The 15,751-nt window shown below is 60.5% G+C and carries 8 protein-coding genes and 2 pseudogenes; 6 read left to right on the plus strand and 4 right to left on the minus strand.

The window, feature by feature from the left end:
• Positions 1–45 precede the first annotated feature (45 nt).
• On the minus strand, positions 46–1,530 hold the full coding sequence (putP, locus tag BFL40_RS02240) for a sodium/proline symporter PutP (RefSeq protein ID WP_071482704.1): 1,485 nt from the start codon (positions 1,528–1,530) through the stop codon (positions 46–48).
• Positions 1,527–1,961 carry a hypothetical protein gene (locus BFL40_RS33560; protein WP_139213519.1) on the minus strand — a complete coding sequence of 145 codons (435 nt, stop codon included), beginning with the start codon at positions 1,959–1,961 and terminating at the stop codon, positions 1,527–1,529. The genes putP and BFL40_RS33560 overlap by 4 nt, the downstream gene beginning before the upstream one ends.
• A 29-nt stretch (positions 1,962–1,990) precedes the next feature.
• Between BFL40_RS33560 and putA the strand changes: the two genes are divergently transcribed.
• Both putA and BFL40_RS02250 read left to right on the plus strand, forming a co-directional pair.
• On the plus strand, positions 1,991–5,944 hold the full coding sequence (putA, locus tag BFL40_RS02245; protein ID WP_071482703.1) for a trifunctional transcriptional regulator/proline dehydrogenase/L-glutamate gamma-semialdehyde dehydrogenase: 3,954 nt from the start codon (positions 1,991–1,993) through the stop codon (positions 5,942–5,944).
• Positions 5,945–6,169: 225 nt separating this feature from the next.
• Complete coding sequence (locus BFL40_RS02250; RefSeq protein ID WP_071482702.1) at positions 6,170–7,972, plus strand: acyl-CoA dehydrogenase; 1,803 nt, start codon at positions 6,170–6,172, stop codon at positions 7,970–7,972.
• On the opposite strand, the gene BFL40_RS02255 is transcribed toward BFL40_RS02250, so the two are convergent.
• Entirely contained in the window at positions 7,969–8,262 is a 294-nt protein-coding gene (locus tag BFL40_RS02255; protein ID WP_071482701.1) for a cell division protein ZapA, read from the minus strand. The genes BFL40_RS02250 and BFL40_RS02255 overlap by 4 nt on opposite strands.
• Entirely contained in the window at positions 8,259–8,489 is a 231-nt protein-coding gene (locus BFL40_RS02260) for a hypothetical protein (protein ID WP_071482700.1), read from the minus strand. Before BFL40_RS02260 ends, BFL40_RS02255 begins: the two co-directional genes overlap by 4 nt.
• Before the next feature lie 343 nt (positions 8,490–8,832).
• On the opposite strand from BFL40_RS02260, the pseudogene BFL40_RS34520 reads away from it, so the two are divergent.
• From BFL40_RS34520 to mscK, 4 genes and pseudogenes are all read left to right on the plus strand, one after another.
• Positions 8,833–9,489 (plus strand): annotated as a pseudogene (locus tag BFL40_RS34520) (MCP four helix bundle domain-containing protein); the annotation flags it as partial.
• 303 nt (positions 9,490–9,792) lie between these two features.
• Positions 9,793–10,392, plus strand: a pseudogene (locus tag BFL40_RS34525) (methyl-accepting chemotaxis protein); the annotation flags it as partial.
• 214 nt (positions 10,393–10,606) lie between these two features.
• Positions 10,607–12,349, plus strand: coding sequence for a potassium/proton antiporter (locus BFL40_RS02270; protein WP_071482698.1), 1,743 nt, complete (start codon positions 10,607–10,609; stop codon positions 12,347–12,349).
• A 57-nt stretch (positions 12,350–12,406) separates the two neighbouring features.
• Positions 12,407–15,745 (plus strand): mechanosensitive channel MscK, encoded by a 3,339-nt coding sequence (gene mscK, locus BFL40_RS02275; protein ID WP_071482697.1) that lies wholly within the window; start codon positions 12,407–12,409, stop codon positions 15,743–15,745.
• Positions 15,746–15,751 lie beyond the last annotated feature (6 nt).

Below are 15,751 nucleotides of genomic sequence, written 5' to 3' on the forward strand. Positions count from 1 at the left end.
CGCGGGCCTTTTTTCCAACTCAGCGGGTGCTTAGCACCCGACGAATTACTTGTTGAGGTTGTAGTCTTTTTCCGCTGCATCAAAGCGCTCGACCATGCCCGCAGTCGGTGCGCCCAGCTTGCTCACGAAGTAGATCGCCAGGCTGGCGAAAATGAAGCCTGGAATGATTTCGTACAGACCCAGCAGGTTAAAGTGCTTCCAGACGATCACAGTGGTCGCGCCAACCAGAATGCCGGCGAGTGCGCCGTTACGGGTCATGCCTTTCCAGATCACCGAGATCAGCACCACAGGGCCGAATGCTGCACCGAAACCGGCCCACGCGTAGCTGACCAGGCCGAGTACGCGGTTATTTGGGTTGGCCGCCATGGCGATGGCGATCAGGGCGACCAGCAGCACCATAGCGCGGCCAACCCACACCAGTTCAAGCTGGGAGGCATTTTTGCGCAGGAAGGTTTTGTAGAAGTCTTCGGTCAGGGCACTGGAGCACACCAGCAATTGGCAGCTCAGGGTGCTCATGACGGCCGCGAGAATGGCCGACAGCAGCACACCCGCAATCCATGGATTGAACAGCAACTTGGCCAGCTCAATGAACACACGCTCATGGTTCTCGTTGACGGGGCCAGCCACTTCCGGGTGCGCCGAGAAGTAAGCGATACCGAAGAAGCCCACGGCCACGGTGCCACCCAGGCACAGGATCATCCAGGTCATGGAAATGCGACGCGCGTTGGCGATCGACTTCACCGAATCCGCCGCCATAAAGCGCGCGAGGATGTGCGGCTGGCCGAAGTAGCCCAGGCCCCAACCCATCAGCGAGATGATGCCGATGAAGCTGGTGTTTTTCAGCATGTTGAAGTTGTCAGGGTTCTTGGCTTCGATCGCCAGGAAGGTGGTGTCGACGCCGCCGGTGGCCAGCAGCACGATGATCGGCGTAAGGATCAGCGCGAAAATCATCAGCGTGGCTTGTACGGTGTCGGTCCAGCTGACTGCCAGGAAACCACCGACGAAGGTGTAGGCAATGGTCGCAGCAGCACCGGCCCACAGCGCAGTCTCGTAGGACATGCCGAAGGTGCTTTCAAACAGGCGGGCACCGGCGACGATGCCGGAGGCGCAATAGATGGTGAAGAACACCAGGATCACCACCGCGGAGATGATCCGCAGCAGGCCGCTTTTATCTTCGAAACGGCTGGAGAAGTAATCCGGCAGCGTCAGGGCGTCGCCGTTGTGCTCGGTCTGCACCCGCAGGCGACCGGCCACGAACAACCAGTTCAGGTAAGCACCGACGATCAGGCCGATGGCGATCCAGCTTTCCGAAAGGCCTGACATGTAGATCGCGCCCGGCAACCCCATCAACAACCAGCCGCTCATATCGGAAGCGCCGGCCGACAAAGCTGTCACCACGCTACCGAGGCTGCGACCGCCGAGGATGTAATCGGAAAGGTTGTTGGTGGAGCGATAGGCCATGAAGCCGATCAGCACCATTGCTGCGATGTAGATCACAAACGTGATCAGGGTTGGATTACTAACGCTCATAAGAGTGACGCCCTGGCTTTGTTTTTATGTAGCAGCGGTCTGTCAGACGACCACCCGTTGGTAACCGGGTAGACGAAACTGTGTGCCGCGCATTTATGACTGACGTTTCCCCAGGAAAGCCGCCAGCCGATGAACCGAACCTTTGAGGCGGTTGCACCTTGGGCGCGAATGCTATTCAACAAAGCAAATAAGGTGCAACCAGTTTCTTGAGAATAAGTTGCACCTAAGCGTGTTTTGCGTAAAACACCGTGTTTTTGCTCCTTTTCGGAGCAAGAACAGCCGATATAAGAAGTAAATGCACCAAGGCGAAGCGGATTCCGTCGAAGGCCGGATTTTTTCCTGTTGAGCTTCAAAAAATTCATGAACAAAAGGGTTGCACCCGGTTGCACCTCTTCATGGGCAAAGCTAATCTTGCCGCCAGCAGATGCCACTCGGTAGTGGCACCCATGAGGATAAAAAGATGGCAACGACCACCCTTGGGGTCAAACTCGATGACCCGACCCGCGAGCGCCTTAAGGCCGCCGCGACCTCCATTGATCGCACGCCGCACTGGCTGATCAAGCAGGCAATTTTCAATTACCTGGAGAAACTGGAGGGTGGTGCAACCCTGACCGAGCTCAATGGCTTGAGCACCAAGGACGCTGAAGACGCAGGCGAAGTCCAGAACGACCACGCCCACCAGTGTTTCCTGGAGTTCGCCGAAAGCATCCTGCCGCAGTCGGTACTGCGCGCCTCGATCACCGCTGCTTACCGTCGCCCCGAGCCGGAAGTGGTGCCGATGCTGATCGAACAGGCTCGCCTGCCGGCCGCGATGGCCGAAGCGACCAATAAGCTGGCCGCCTCGATTGCCGAGAAGCTACGCAATCAGAAAAGCGCTGGCGGCCGTGCCGGTATTGTTCAGGGCCTGTTGCAAGAATTTTCCCTGTCGTCCCAGGAAGGCGTGGCACTGATGTGCCTGGCCGAAGCGCTGCTGCGCATCCCGGACAAAGGCACCCGCGACGCGCTGATCCGCGACAAAATCAGCACTGGCAACTGGCAGCCGCACCTGGGCAACAGCCCGTCGCTGTTCGTCAACGCCGCCACCTGGGGCCTGCTGCTGACCGGAAAACTGGTCGCCACTCACAATGAAAGCGGCCTCACCTCGTCCCTGAGTCGCATTATTGGCAAGAGCGGCGAGCCGATGATCCGCAAGGGTGTCGACATGGCCATGCGCCTGATGGGCGAGCAGTTCGTCACCGGCGAAACCATCGCCGAAGCCCTGGCCAATGCGAGTAAGTTCGAAGCCAAGGGCTTTCGATATTCCTATGACATGCTCGGTGAAGCCGCACTCACCGAACACGATGCGCAGAAGTACCTGGCGTCGTACGAGCAAGCCATTCACTCCATCGGCAAAGCTTCTCACGGCCGTGGGATTTATGAAGGCCCGGGCATCTCCATCAAACTCTCGGCACTGCACCCGCGTTACAGCCGCGCGCAGTACGAGCGCGTGATGGACGAGTTGTACCCGCGTCTGCTGTCCCTGACCTTGCTGGCCAAGCAATACGACATCGGCCTGAACATCGATGCCGAAGAAGCCGACCGCCTGGAGCTGTCGCTGGACCTGCTGGAACGCCTGTGCTTCGAGCCGCAACTGACCGGCTGGAACGGCATCGGTTTCGTGATCCAGGCTTACCAGAAGCGCTGCCCGTATGTGATCGACTACGTCATCGACCTGGCGCGCCGCAGCCGCCACCGCCTGATGATCCGCCTGGTGAAAGGCGCGTACTGGGACAGCGAAATCAAGCGCGCCCAGGTCGAAGGCCTGGAAGGCTACCCGGTCTACACCCGCAAGGTGTACACCGACGTTTCCTACATCGCCTGTGCACGCAAACTGCTGTCGGTGCCGGAAGTCATCTACCCGCAGTTCGCCACGCACAACGCCCACACCTTGTCGGCCATCTACCATATTGCCGGTCAGAACTATTACCCCGGCCAGTACGAGTTCCAATGCCTGCACGGCATGGGCGAACCGCTATACGAGCAAGTGGTAGGCAAGGTCGCCGATGGCAAACTGAACCGTCCGTGCCGCGTGTACGCCCCGGTCGGCACTCACGAAACATTGCTGGCTTACTTGGTACGCCGCCTGTTGGAAAATGGCGCGAACACCTCGTTCGTCAACCGTATTGCCGACCAATCCATCTCCATTCAGGAGCTGGTAGCCGATCCGGTGGCCAGCATCGAACAAATGGCCACGCTGGAAGGCGGCTTCGGTCTGCCACACCCGCGTATTCCATTGCCGCGTGACCTGTACGGCAGCGACCGCGCCAACTCGGCGGGTATCGATCTGGCGAACGAACATCGCTTGGCGTCACTGTCTTGCGCCCTGCTGGCCACTGCTCACAACAACTGGAAAGCTGCGCCGATGCTCGGCTGTACATCCAGTGAGCAGCCGGCTGCACCCGTGCTGAACCCGTCCGATCTGCGCGACGTGGTCGGCCACGTACAAGAAGCCACCGTCGAAGACGTCGACAATGCAATTCAGTGCGCAATCAATGCTGGCCCGATCTGGCAGGCCACCCCGCCCGCTGAGCGCGCAGCCATCCTGGAACGCGCCGCCGACTTGATGGAAGGCGAGATCCAACCGCTGATGGGCCTGCTGGCCCGCGAGGCCGGCAAGACCTTCGCCAACGCCATCGCCGAAGTGCGCGAAGCCGTGGACTTCCTGCGTTACTACGCGGTGCAGGCCCGCAACGATTTCACCAACGACGCCCACCGCCCATTGGGCCCGGTGGTCTGCATCAGCCCGTGGAACTTCCCGCTGGCGATCTTCAGCGGCCAAGTGGCTGCTGCTCTGGCCGCCGGTAACCCGGTATTGGCCAAGCCTGCGGAACAGACTCCGCTGGTTGCAGCCCAAGCCGTGCGTATCCTGTTGGAAGCCGGTATTCCGGAAGGCGTGCTGCAACTGCTGCCGGGCCAGGGAGAAACCGTCGGTGCTCGCCTGGTCGGCGATGATCGCGTCAAAGGCGTGATGTTCACCGGCTCCACCGAGGTGGCGCGCCTGCTGCAACGCAATGTCGCCGGTCGCCTGGACGCCCAGGGCCGTCCGATTCCGCTGATCGCCGAAACCGGTGGCCAGAACGCGATGATCGTCGATTCCTCGGCACTGACCGAACAAGTTGTGATCGACGTTGTGTCGTCAGCCTTCGACAGCGCCGGCCAGCGTTGCTCGGCCCTGCGCGTGCTGTGCCTGCAGGAAGATTCGGCAGACCGCGTGATCGAAATGCTCAAGGGCGCCATGGCGGAATGCCGTCTGGGCAACCCGGAGCGCCTGTCGGTCGACATCGGCCCGGTGATCGATGCCGAAGCCAAGGCGGGTATCGAGAAACACATCCAGGCCATGCGCGACAAAGGCCGCAACGTCTACCAAGTCGCCATTGCCGATGGCGAAGAGATCAAGCGCGGCACCTTCGTGATGCCGACCCTGATCGAGCTGGAAAGCTTCGACGAGCTGCAACGGGAGATCTTCGGCCCGGTGCTGCACGTGGTGCGCTACAAGCGTAAAGAGATCGACCAATTGATCGGCCAGATCAACGCTTCGGGCTACGGCCTGACCCTGGGCGTGCACACTCGCATCGACGAGACCATCGCCAAGGTGATCGACAACGTCAATGCCGGTAACGTCTACGTGAACCGCAATATCGTGGGTGCCGTGGTCGGCGTGCAGCCGTTCGGCGGCGAAGGCCTGTCGGGTACTGGCCCGAAAGCCGGTGGTCCGCTGTACCTGTACCGCCTGCTGTCAACTCGCCCTACGGATGCAATCGAGCAATCCTTCGCTCGGGGCGACACGTTAGTCGCACCGGATGTACGCCTGCGCGATGCCATGAGCCAACCGCTGACAGCCCTGAAAACCTGGGCAGACAGCAATAAGCTCAGCGACCTGAGCGCGCAGTGCAGCCGATTCGCCGCGCAATCGCAAAGCGGTATCACCCGCCAACTGGCCGGCCCGACCGGCGAGCGCAACAGCTATGCGATCCTGCCCCGCGAGCACGTGCTGTGCCTGGCGGAAGTGGAAGGCGATCTGCTGACCCAACTGGCGGCGGTACTGGCCGTCGGTGGCTCGGCGGTATGGCCGGAAACTGACCTGACCAAGGCCTTGTTCACACGCCTGCCGAAGGAAATTCAGGCGAAGATCAAGCGTGTGGCCGACTGGACCAAGGACGAGGTGGTATTCGACGCGGTCTTGCACCACGGCGATTCCGACCAACTGCGTGCGGTGTGCCAGCAAGTGGCGCAGCGTGGCGGGGCAATTGTCGGGGTGCATGGTTTGTCGCAGGGTGAGACAGCGATTGCGCTGGAGCGTTTGGTGATTGAGCGTGCGTTGAGCGTCAACACCGCTGCGGCGGGTGGTAACGCCAGCCTGATGACCATCGGCTAACTACCCCTTCAGTGATCGTTCCCACGCTCTGCGTGGGAATGCAGCCAGGGACGCTCCGCGTCCCAAAGCGTGACGCAGAGCGTCACAAGAGGCATTCCCACGCGGAGCGTGGGAACGATCTCGTACTCTTCCTTGTTTTGCCCTTCCATCACGCAAATCAATCTTGCTATCCAGCCTCTATTCGCGCACTTAGACTCAGGCCATTCCCTTAGAAGGTAAGCCGCCATGTCCGAGACGCTGCTCAGTTCCCGCAATCTGGCTTTCGAGCTGTACGAAGTCCTCGATGCCGAGAGCCTGACCCAGCGCGAGCGGTTTGCCGAACACAATCGCGAAACGTTCGATGCCGCCATCAGCACCGCGCGCAGCATTGCGGAAAAATATTTCGCGCCCCACAACCGCAAAAACGACGAAAACGAACCGCGCTACGAAGACGGCAAGGCGATCCTGATTCCAGAAGTGAAACCGGCGGTTGATGCGTTTCTTGAAGCGGGCTTCCTCAACGCCGCTCGCAGCTTCGAAGCGGGTGGCATGCAGCTTCCGACGCTTTTGTCGCAAGCCTGTTTCGCGCACTTCCAGTCCGCCAACGCGGCCTCCACGTCCTACCCGTTCCTGACCATGGGCGCCGCCAACCTGATTGAAAGCTTCGGCACCGAGGAGCAGAAACAACGCTTCCTGCAACCGATGATCGACGGCCGCTTCTTCGGCACCATGGCCCTGACGGAGCCGCATGCGGGATCTTCTCTGTCGGATATTCGTACGCGTGCAGAACCTGCAGCTGACGGCAGTTATCGCCTCAAGGGCAACAAGATCTTCATCTCCGGCGGCGACCACCCGCTGTCGGAAAACATCGTACATATGGTGCTGGCCAAGTTGCCGGATGCACCGCCTGGGGTGAAAGGTATTTCGCTGTTTATCGTGCCAAAGTTTCTGGTCAACGATGACGGCAGCCTCGGCGAACGCAACGACGTGCTGCTGGCCGGGTTGTTTCACAAGATGGGATGGCGCGGTACTACGTCCACCGCGCTGAACTTCGGCGATAACGGTAACTGTGTCGGCTATCTGGTGGGCAAGCCGCATCAGGGTCTGAGCTGCATGTTCCAGATGATGAACGAGGCGCGCATTGGCGTGGGCATGGGCGCAGTCATGCTCGGTTACGCGGGCTACCTGTATTCACTGGAATACGCCCGCGAACGGCCGCAAGGTCGCCTGCCCGACAGCAAAGACCCAACCACCGCACCGGTCTCAATCATCCAGCACGCCGATATCAAGCGCATGCTATTGACCCAGAAAGCCTACGTTGAAGGCGCCTTCGATCTGGGGCTGTACGCCGCACGCCTGTTCGACGACACCACCACCCTGGAAACCGATACCGAACGCAAGAGAGCCCACGAATTGCTGGACCTGCTTACGCCCATCGTCAAATCCTGGCCGTCGGAGTTCTGCCTCAAGGCCAACGAACTGGCGATCCAGATTCTCGGCGGCCACGGCTACACCCGTGAATACCCGGTAGAGCAGTATTACCGTGACAACCGCCTGAACCCGATCCATGAAGGCACCCACGGCATCCAGTCCCTGGACTTGCTGGGGCGAAAGTTGGCGCAAAACGGCGGCGCAGGCTTGAAGCAACTGATCCGCCTGATCGCCGAAACCGGCGCGCGGGCACAGGAGTATCCATCACTGACTGCACTGCGAGAGCCGCTGGAGCATTTGGTCGGCCGCCTGCAAAGCGTGACGATCGGCCTGTTGACGGATCTCGCCCAAGGCAAGGTCAACAGCAGCCTGGCAAACTCGGCGCTGTACTTGAAGGTGTTCGGGCATACGGTGATTGGCTGGCGCTGGCTGGAGCAGGCGATCCGCGCCGAGGAAGGACTGGCCAAGGGCAATGCGGCCGATGTCGCCTTCTATAAAGGCAAGCTCCAGGCCGCTCGGTACTTCCTGACCTGGGAAGTGCCGAGCTGCCATCATGAACTGGCGATTCTGGAGGCACGCGACGATACGTGCCTGGGGATGCAGGACGCGTGGTTCTAAGGCTGTCCAATCGCCTTGGAAATCACATCGACCGTGGCGCTGACTTGCTCTTGGTAACGGTCGAGTTCCTGCTGGTGATGCTTTTGCATTTCGATCTGCTCGGCGCACAGGTTCAGCGCAGCCAGTACCAATAGTTTGTCGCCGATCAGGGTCGGGTACTTTTTCTTGGTGGTGGCCAGGGAGGCCTTGAGCATGGTCACGGCGTGCATCAGGGTTTGGTCTTCCCCGGCCGGTGCCTTGATCGAGTAATCCTCTCCGAGAATCGAAACGACCTTTATCCCTTCATTCATGCGCCGACAGGACCTGCGCTCACACGCTCAACCAACGCCTGGATGCGCGCGGCGGTGGCGCCGTTCTTTTCTTCCTGCTCCATCAGGTTCAATTGCAGGCTGTCATTTTCATCTTTGGCACGGGCCAGTTCTGCCTTGAGGGATTCGTTGCTGCCCAGCAGGTCCTGATTCTGCTGTACCAGGTCGCTGACCAGTTGTTCCAATTGGCTCAGGGATGTTTCTAACATTTTGATTTCTCGGGCTTTTTCAAAGGGCGGTGACGATAAAGAATATTCACCTCGGATGCCAGGGTTATCCCAGGCGCGCAGCCCGTTTTTTAAGGGCCGGGCCGCACTTTCGAGCCTTAGTGACTCCAATTCCCCCTTCTGGTTCCTGAGCCCACCCAAACCTCCGCCAGATGCGACAAAAGCGCGCACTGCCTTAAGACTTTAGTCGCATGGCCGATAGGTGACTTACACCTCGTCTCATGGCCGCACGGATCGCGCTTCCCCCCAGGACTCCAGCATGTCTCTTCGTAATATGAATATCGCTCCGAGGGCCTTCCTCGGCTTCGCGTTTATTGGCGCATTGATGTTGTTTCTCGGTGTGTTCGCCCTGAACCAGATGGGCAAGATCCGTGGTGCGACCGAAGACATCACCCTGTCCAGCGTGCCGAGTATTCGCGCCCTCGACGAATTCACCCAACTGACCCTGCGCCTGCGGGTGCTGTCGTACCGCTTGCTGACCAACCGCGAGCCGGACGTGCAGCAAAAGACCCTGGAAGCCTTCGAAGTACGCAACCAGCAAATCCGCACCGCCCAGGGCATCTACGAAAAGCTGATCGACAGCGGCGAAGAACGCGCAGCCTACGATGAATACGTGCGCCTGCTCGGCCAGTACCATCAGATCGAAGAGCGCATGAAGAGCCTCTCGCGGGCCAATCAGGTAGAGGAGTTGCGCACCCTGCTTAACACCGAACTGCTGGCCAACTCGGAGCAGGTCAACGCGGTACTGACGCGCCTGGTGGAGATCAACAACAAGGCAGCCGACGCTGCCAACCAGCAAGCCGAAGACCAATACAACATGGCGTTTGACCTGGTGGTCGGCCTGTTGATCGTGGCCACGGCGCTGACCCTGTTGTTCGCCTGGCTGCTGACCCGCAGCATCACCCTCCCTATTTCCCAAGCCCTGGAAGCGGCTGAAGAAGTGGCCGAAGGCAACCTGACGCGCCCGATCAAGGTTGACGGTAACGACGAAGCTGGCCGCCTGCTGGCCGCCATGGCCAAGATGCAGGACAAGCTGCGCGACACCCTGCAACGCATCGCAGGCTCCGCCACTCAGTTGGCGTCCGCCGCCGAGGAACTGAACGCCGTCACCGACGAAAGCGCCCGCGGCCTGACCCAGCAAAATAACGAAATCGAACAAGCCGCAACCGCCGTCAATGAAATGACCAGCGCCGTCGAAGAAGTCGCGCGCAACGCGGTAAGCACCTCCGAAGCCTCGCGTAACGCTACCACCTCCGCCGGTGACGGCCGCGACCTGGTGCAGGAAACCGTCAGCGCCATCGAGCGCATGAGCGGCGATGTGCAAGCGACCGCCACGCTGATTGGTGATCTGGCCAATGAGTCCCGTGATATCGGCAAGGTGCTGGACGTGATTCGCGGCCTGGCCGACCAGACCAACTTGCTGGCCCTGAACGCGGCGATTGAAGCCGCGCGCGCTGGTGAAGCGGGCCGAGGGTTTGCGGTGGTAGCCGATGAAGTGCGGGCCCTGGCCCATCGCACTCAGCAATCGACCAGTGAAATCGAGCGGATGATCGGCAGCATTCAGACCGGCACCGAGCACGCGGTGGACTCGATGCGTAACAGCACCGAGCGCGCCGAATCGACGTTGAACATCGCCAAAGGCGCAGGGATGTCGCTGGATACCATCAACACGGCCATTATCGAGATCAATGAGCGCAACCTGGTGATCGCCAGCGCGGCGGAAGAACAGGCGCAAGTGGCGCGGGAAGTGGACCGTAACCTGGTGAACATTCGTGATTTGTCGGTGCAGTCGGCGACCGGTGCCAGCCAGACCAGTGCGGCGAGCAGCGAGTTGTCGCGCCTGGCGGTGGATTTGAATGGGATGGTGGGGCGATTTCGTCTCTAACTCCCCTTGATCGCTCCCACGCTCCGTGTGGGAATGCCTCTTTGGATGCCCTGCGTCCGCTCCAGGGCGTGACGCGGAGCGTCACAAGCTGCATTCCCACGCAGAGCGTGGGAATGATCTTTTGACAGCGCAGCAATTCAACAGGTTAGAATCGCTGGCACGCAGACTGCATGGTCAGTTTGTGCCTGTTTTTCCTGCTCATGGAGTACTGCCTTTGAATGCGACGACCATCAACAGCCTGTTCTTGATCGGCGCGTTGCTGGTGGGTGCGAGCATTCTGGTGAGTTCTCTTTCGTCCCGACTGGGCATCCCGATTCTGGTGATCATCCTGGCTGTGGGCATGGTCGCCGGTGTCGACGGCGGCGGCATCATCTTCGATAACTACCCGACCGCCTACCTGGTGGGCAACCTCGCCTTGGCCGTGATTCTGCTCGATGGCGGTTTGCGCACACGGGTGGCGAGTTTCCGCGTGGCACTGTGGCCGGCGTTGTCGCTGGCCACCGTGGGGGTGTTGATTACCACCGGCCTCACCGGCATGGCGGCGGCCTGGCTGTTCGACCTCAATATCATTCAAGGCTTGCTGATCGGCGCCATCGTCGGCTCCACAGACGCCGCCGCCGTGTTCTCGCTGCTGGGCGGCAAGGGCCTCAACGAACGGGTGACCGCCAGCCTGGAAATCGAATCCGGCAGCAACGACCCGATGGCGGTGTTTCTCACCGTTACCCTGATCGACATGCTCGCCAGCGGCCAGACCGGGCTGCACTGGAGCCTGCTGGGCCACCTGATCCGCGAATTCGGCATCGGCGGCATCATCGGCCTCGGCGGCGGCTGGTTGATGTTGCAGATGGTCAACCGCATCAACCTGGCCAACGGCCTGTACCCGATCCTGGTGATTTCCGGCGGTCTGGTGGTGTTCGCCCTGACCAACGCCCTGCACGGCAGCGGCTTCCTCGCGGTGTACCTGTGCGGCCTGGTGATCGGTAACCGCCCGGTGCGCAGTCGTCATGGCATTTTGCATATGCTCGACGGCATGGCGTGGCTGGCGCAGATCGGCATGTTCCTGGTGCTGGGCCTACTGGTCACACCCCATGATTTGCTGCCAATCGCATTGCCGGCCTTGGGCCTGGCGTTGTGGATGATCCTGTTTGCACGGCCGCTGTCGGTAATGGTCGGCCTGCTGCCGTTCAAGGCCTTCCACGGTCGTGAAAAAGCCTTTATCGCCTGGGTCGGCCTGCGCGGTGCGGTCCCGATCATTCTGGCGGTGTTCCCGCTGATGGCCGGCCTGCCCCATGCACAGCTGTACTTCAACCTGGCGTTCTTTATCGTGCTGGTGTCGCTGCTGGTGCAGGGCACGAGCCTGCCGTGGGTGGCCAAGCTGCTGAAAGTGACCGTACCGCCAGAACCTGCGCCGATTTCCCGCGCGGCGCTGGAAGTGCACGTTACCAGCGCATGGGAGCTGTTCGTCTACCGACTGGGTGCGGAAAAATGGTGCATCGGCGCGGCACTGCGCGAACTGAAAATGCCCGAAGGCACACGCATCGCCGCACTGTTCCGTGGGCAGCAACTGCTCCATCCGTCGGGTAGTACGGTGCTGGAAGTCGACGATTTGCTCTGTGTAATCGGCCATGAACACAACCTTGCGGCCCTCGGCAAACTGTTCAGCCAGGCACCGCAACGCGGCCTCGACCTGCGCTTTTTCGGCGACTTCGTACTGGAAGGCGACGCCCAACTGGGCGCGGTTTCCGCCCTGTACGGGCTCAAGCTCGAGGGTATCGACCCGGATATGCCACTGAGCAGCTTCATCACCCAGAAAGTTGGCGGGGCACCGATCGTCGGCGACCAAGTGGAATGGAACAACACGATCTGGACCGTCGCCGTCATGGACGGGAACAAGATCGGAAAAGTCGGCGTCAAATTCCCCGAAGGGAGTCGCCCAGGTCCTGGGCTCTTCCTCTAAACTGCGGGGCTATTGGCGCCACGCCCCCACCTTCTTTGCCTAGCTAGACCGGTACCCATGACACTACTGCGCACCTTCTTAGCCACCACCTTGCTGGGCCTGACCCTTTGTGTCGGCAACGTTTACGCCGCCGACCCGCCCAGCGCCGACGCCATCCAGCAAACCCTGGACAAGCTGCCCGACCGCAAGCTGCCCGACGCCGACATGAAGGCGCTGCAAACCATCCTGCAACAGACCCTGACCTACCTGGGCAACAAGCAGGATTACGAGCAGCGCCTCGTCGACCTCAAGCGCCAGCTGGAAGACGCCCCGCGCCAGACCACCGATAACCAGCGCGAACTGGTCCGGCTCAAGGCCACCAAGGTCATCCCGGTGGCGCAGCGCTACGCCACCCTGCCGGTACCGCAACTCGAGCAATTACTGGTGCAACGCACCACCCAGCAAGGCGACCTGCAAAAAGAACTGGCCGACGCCAACAGCCTGACCATCGCCGCCCAGACCCGCCCCGAGCGCGCGCAAACCGAAATCAGCAACAGCCAGACGCGCATCCAGCAGATCAACACGACCCTCAAGCTCGGTAAAGACAACGGCAAAACCCTCAGCGGTGACCTGCGTAACCAGTTGAACGCGGAACTCGCCGCGCTGAACGCCCTGATCCCCCTGCGCCGCCAGGAACTGGCCGGTAACAGCCAATTGCAAGACCTGGGCAACAGCCAACATGACCTGGTGGTAGAAAAGACCGCGCGCCTGGAGCAAGAGATCCAGGACCTGCAAACCCTGATCAACCAGAAACGCCTGGCCCAGTCCCAGCAGACCGTTACCCAACAGTCCATCGAAGCACAGAAAGCCGGTGGCAGCAGCCTGCTGGCCTCGGAAAGCGCCGACAACCTCAAGCTGTCCGACTATCTGCTCAAAAGCACCGACCGTCTCAATGAGCTGACCCAGAAAAACCTGCAAACCAAGCAGCAACTGGACACCGTAACCCAAAGCGACTCGGCCCTGGACGAGCAGATCAACGTGCTCAAGGGCAGCCTGCTGCTCTCCAAGATTCTCTATAAACAGAAACAAGCACTGCCACGCCTCACCGTGGACCGTAACCTGGCAGACGATATCGCCAACATTCGTCTGTACCAGTTCGAGGTCAACCAGCAACGCGAGCTGATCAGCTCCCCCGCCACCTATGTGGATAACTTGCTGGCCAACCAGCCGCCGGACGACGTCACCCCGCAACTGCGGCGCACCTTGCTGGAACTGGCAGTCACCCGTAGCGATCTTCTGGAACGCCTGAGCCGTGAATTGAGCGCACTGCTGAACGAATCCATCACGTTGCAGTTGAACCAGAAACAGTTGCTCAGCACCGCCACCACCTTGCGCGCGACGCTCGACGAGCAGATGTTCTGGATCCCCAGCAACAAGCCGCTGGACACCGAATGGCTGGAAACCGTACCGGATCACCTGAGCAGGCAGGTCACTACGTTGCCGTGGGCCTCCAGCGTCAGTGAACTGTATGACGGCCTGACCCAGCGCCCGCTGCTGTTCCTGCCGTTGCTGCTGTTGATCGGTGCCCTGTTGTGGCGTCGCAGCTACCTGTACCTGCGCCTGAAAAAGATCCACCTCGATATCGGCCACTTCAAGCGCGACAGCCAATGGCACACGCCAGTGGCGATCCTGGTGAATATCCTGCTGGCGTTGCCGGTGACCCTGGGCCTGGCGCTGTGCGGTTATGCGTTGCAGATCGACGCCCGTGGGCAAAACGCCAACCTCGGCGCGGCGCTGTTGCAGATCGCCCAGGCATGGCTGGTGTTCTACACCGCCTACCGCATCCTCGCGCCGGGTGGCGTGGCGGAACTGCACTTCCGTTGGGAACGACCTCAAGTGGCCTTTCTCCAAGCGTGGATACGCAAACTCGGGTTGGTGGTCCTGGCCCTGGTGGCCGTGGTGGCCATCGCTGAACATCAGCCTGCGGCGCTGTCCGACGACGTGCTGGGCATCGGCGTGGTGCTGACCTGCTACGCGCTGATGGCCTGGCTGCTGGGGCGCCTGCTGCTGAACAGCCCGACTCACGAAAAAGCCTCGTTGTTCCGTAAAGCCATGGGTTTGCTGTTTACCGCCCTCCCGATAGCCCTGTTTATCGCAGTGTGCTTTGGCTACTACTACACCGCGCTCAAACTCAGCGACCGGTTGATCAATACCCTGTACCTGCTGATGTTCTGGCTGGTGATCGAAGCCACCTTCGTACGGGGCCTGGGGGTTGCCGCACGGCGCCTGGCCTATGCCCGGGCTTTGGCCAAACGCCAGGCCGCCAAGGAGGCCGGCGATGGCGAAGCGGTGATCGAGGAACCGACCCTGGACATCGAACAGGTCAACGAACAGTCGATGCGACTGATCCGCCTGGCCTTGCTCGGCGGCTTTATCGCGGCGCTGTATTGGGTGTGGAAAGACCTGATCACGGTGTTCTCCTACCTGGACAACATCACACTCTACGAATACACCAGCGGCACCGGCGCCAATATCAGCATGGTGCCGATCAGCATCGGCGACTTGCTCGGGGCGTCGATCATCGTCGGCATCACCTTCGCCCTGGCGCGCAACTTGCCCGGTTTGCTGGAAGTGTTGGTGCTGTCCAAACTGGACCTGGCCCAAGGCAGCGCCTACGCCACCACGACCTTGCTGTCCTATGTGATTGCCGGCGTCGGCTTTGTCTCAACCCTGTCCACCCTCGGCGTGAGCTGGGACAAGTTGCAATGGCTGGTCGCAGCGCTGTCGGTGGGATTGGGCTTCGGGATGCAGGAGATCTTCGCGAACTTTATCTCCGGCATCATGATCCTGTTCGAGCGTCCGGTACGGATCGGCGACACCATCACCATCGGCAACCTGTCGGGTACGGTGAGCAAGATTCGTATCCGCGCCACAACCATTACCGACTTTGATCGCAAGGACATCATTGTCCCGAACAAGACTTTCATCACCGGGCAACTGATCAACTGGTCGCTGACCGACACCATCACCCGCGTCACCCTGAAGCTGGGTGTGGATTACGGCTCCGACCTGGATCTGGTGAAGGAACTGTTACTTCGGGCCGCGCGAGAAAACCCGCGGGTGCTGAAAGAACCGGAACCCCATGTGTACTTCCTCAACTTCGGCGAAAGTACCCTCGACCACGAACTGCGCATGCACGTGCGCGACCTCGGTGACCGTAACCCGGTGATCGACGAGGTGAACCGCTTTATCAACCGCGAGTTCAAAAACCACCACATCAACATCTCGTTCCGCCAGATGGAGGTCTACCTCAAGAACCTTCACGGCCAGGAATACAAACTGGTGGAAGTCGACACCCCGGCCAAGCCCGCCAACGACGGCGGCGTGCAAGCACCACCGCCGAGCAAACTCGACTAAAACGCC

This window comes from Pseudomonas costantinii (assembly GCF_001870435.1).
Lineage (GTDB): Bacteria > Pseudomonadota > Gammaproteobacteria > Pseudomonadales > Pseudomonadaceae > Aquipseudomonas > Aquipseudomonas costantinii.

What these genes read in the sequence shown, in the direction of transcription:
- putP (WP_071482704.1), bottom strand. Translation starts at nt 1,530, where the DNA reads ATGAGCGTTAGTAATCCAACCCTGATCACGTTTGTGATCTACATCGCA.
- putA (WP_071482703.1), top strand. Translation starts at nt 1,991, where the DNA reads ATGGCAACGACCACCCTTGGGGTCAAACTCGATGACCCGACCCGCGAG.
- BFL40_RS02250 (WP_071482702.1), top strand. Translation starts at nt 6,170, where the DNA reads ATGTCCGAGACGCTGCTCAGTTCCCGCAATCTGGCTTTCGAGCTGTAC.
- BFL40_RS02255 (WP_071482701.1), bottom strand. Translation starts at nt 8,262, where the DNA reads ATGAATGAAGGGATAAAGGTCGTTTCGATTCTCGGAGAGGATTACTCG.
- BFL40_RS02260 (WP_071482700.1), bottom strand. Translation starts at nt 8,489, where the DNA reads ATGTTAGAAACATCCCTGAGCCAATTGGAACAACTGGTCAGCGACCTG.
- mscK (WP_071482697.1), top strand. Translation starts at nt 12,407, where the DNA reads ATGACACTACTGCGCACCTTCTTAGCCACCACCTTGCTGGGCCTGACC.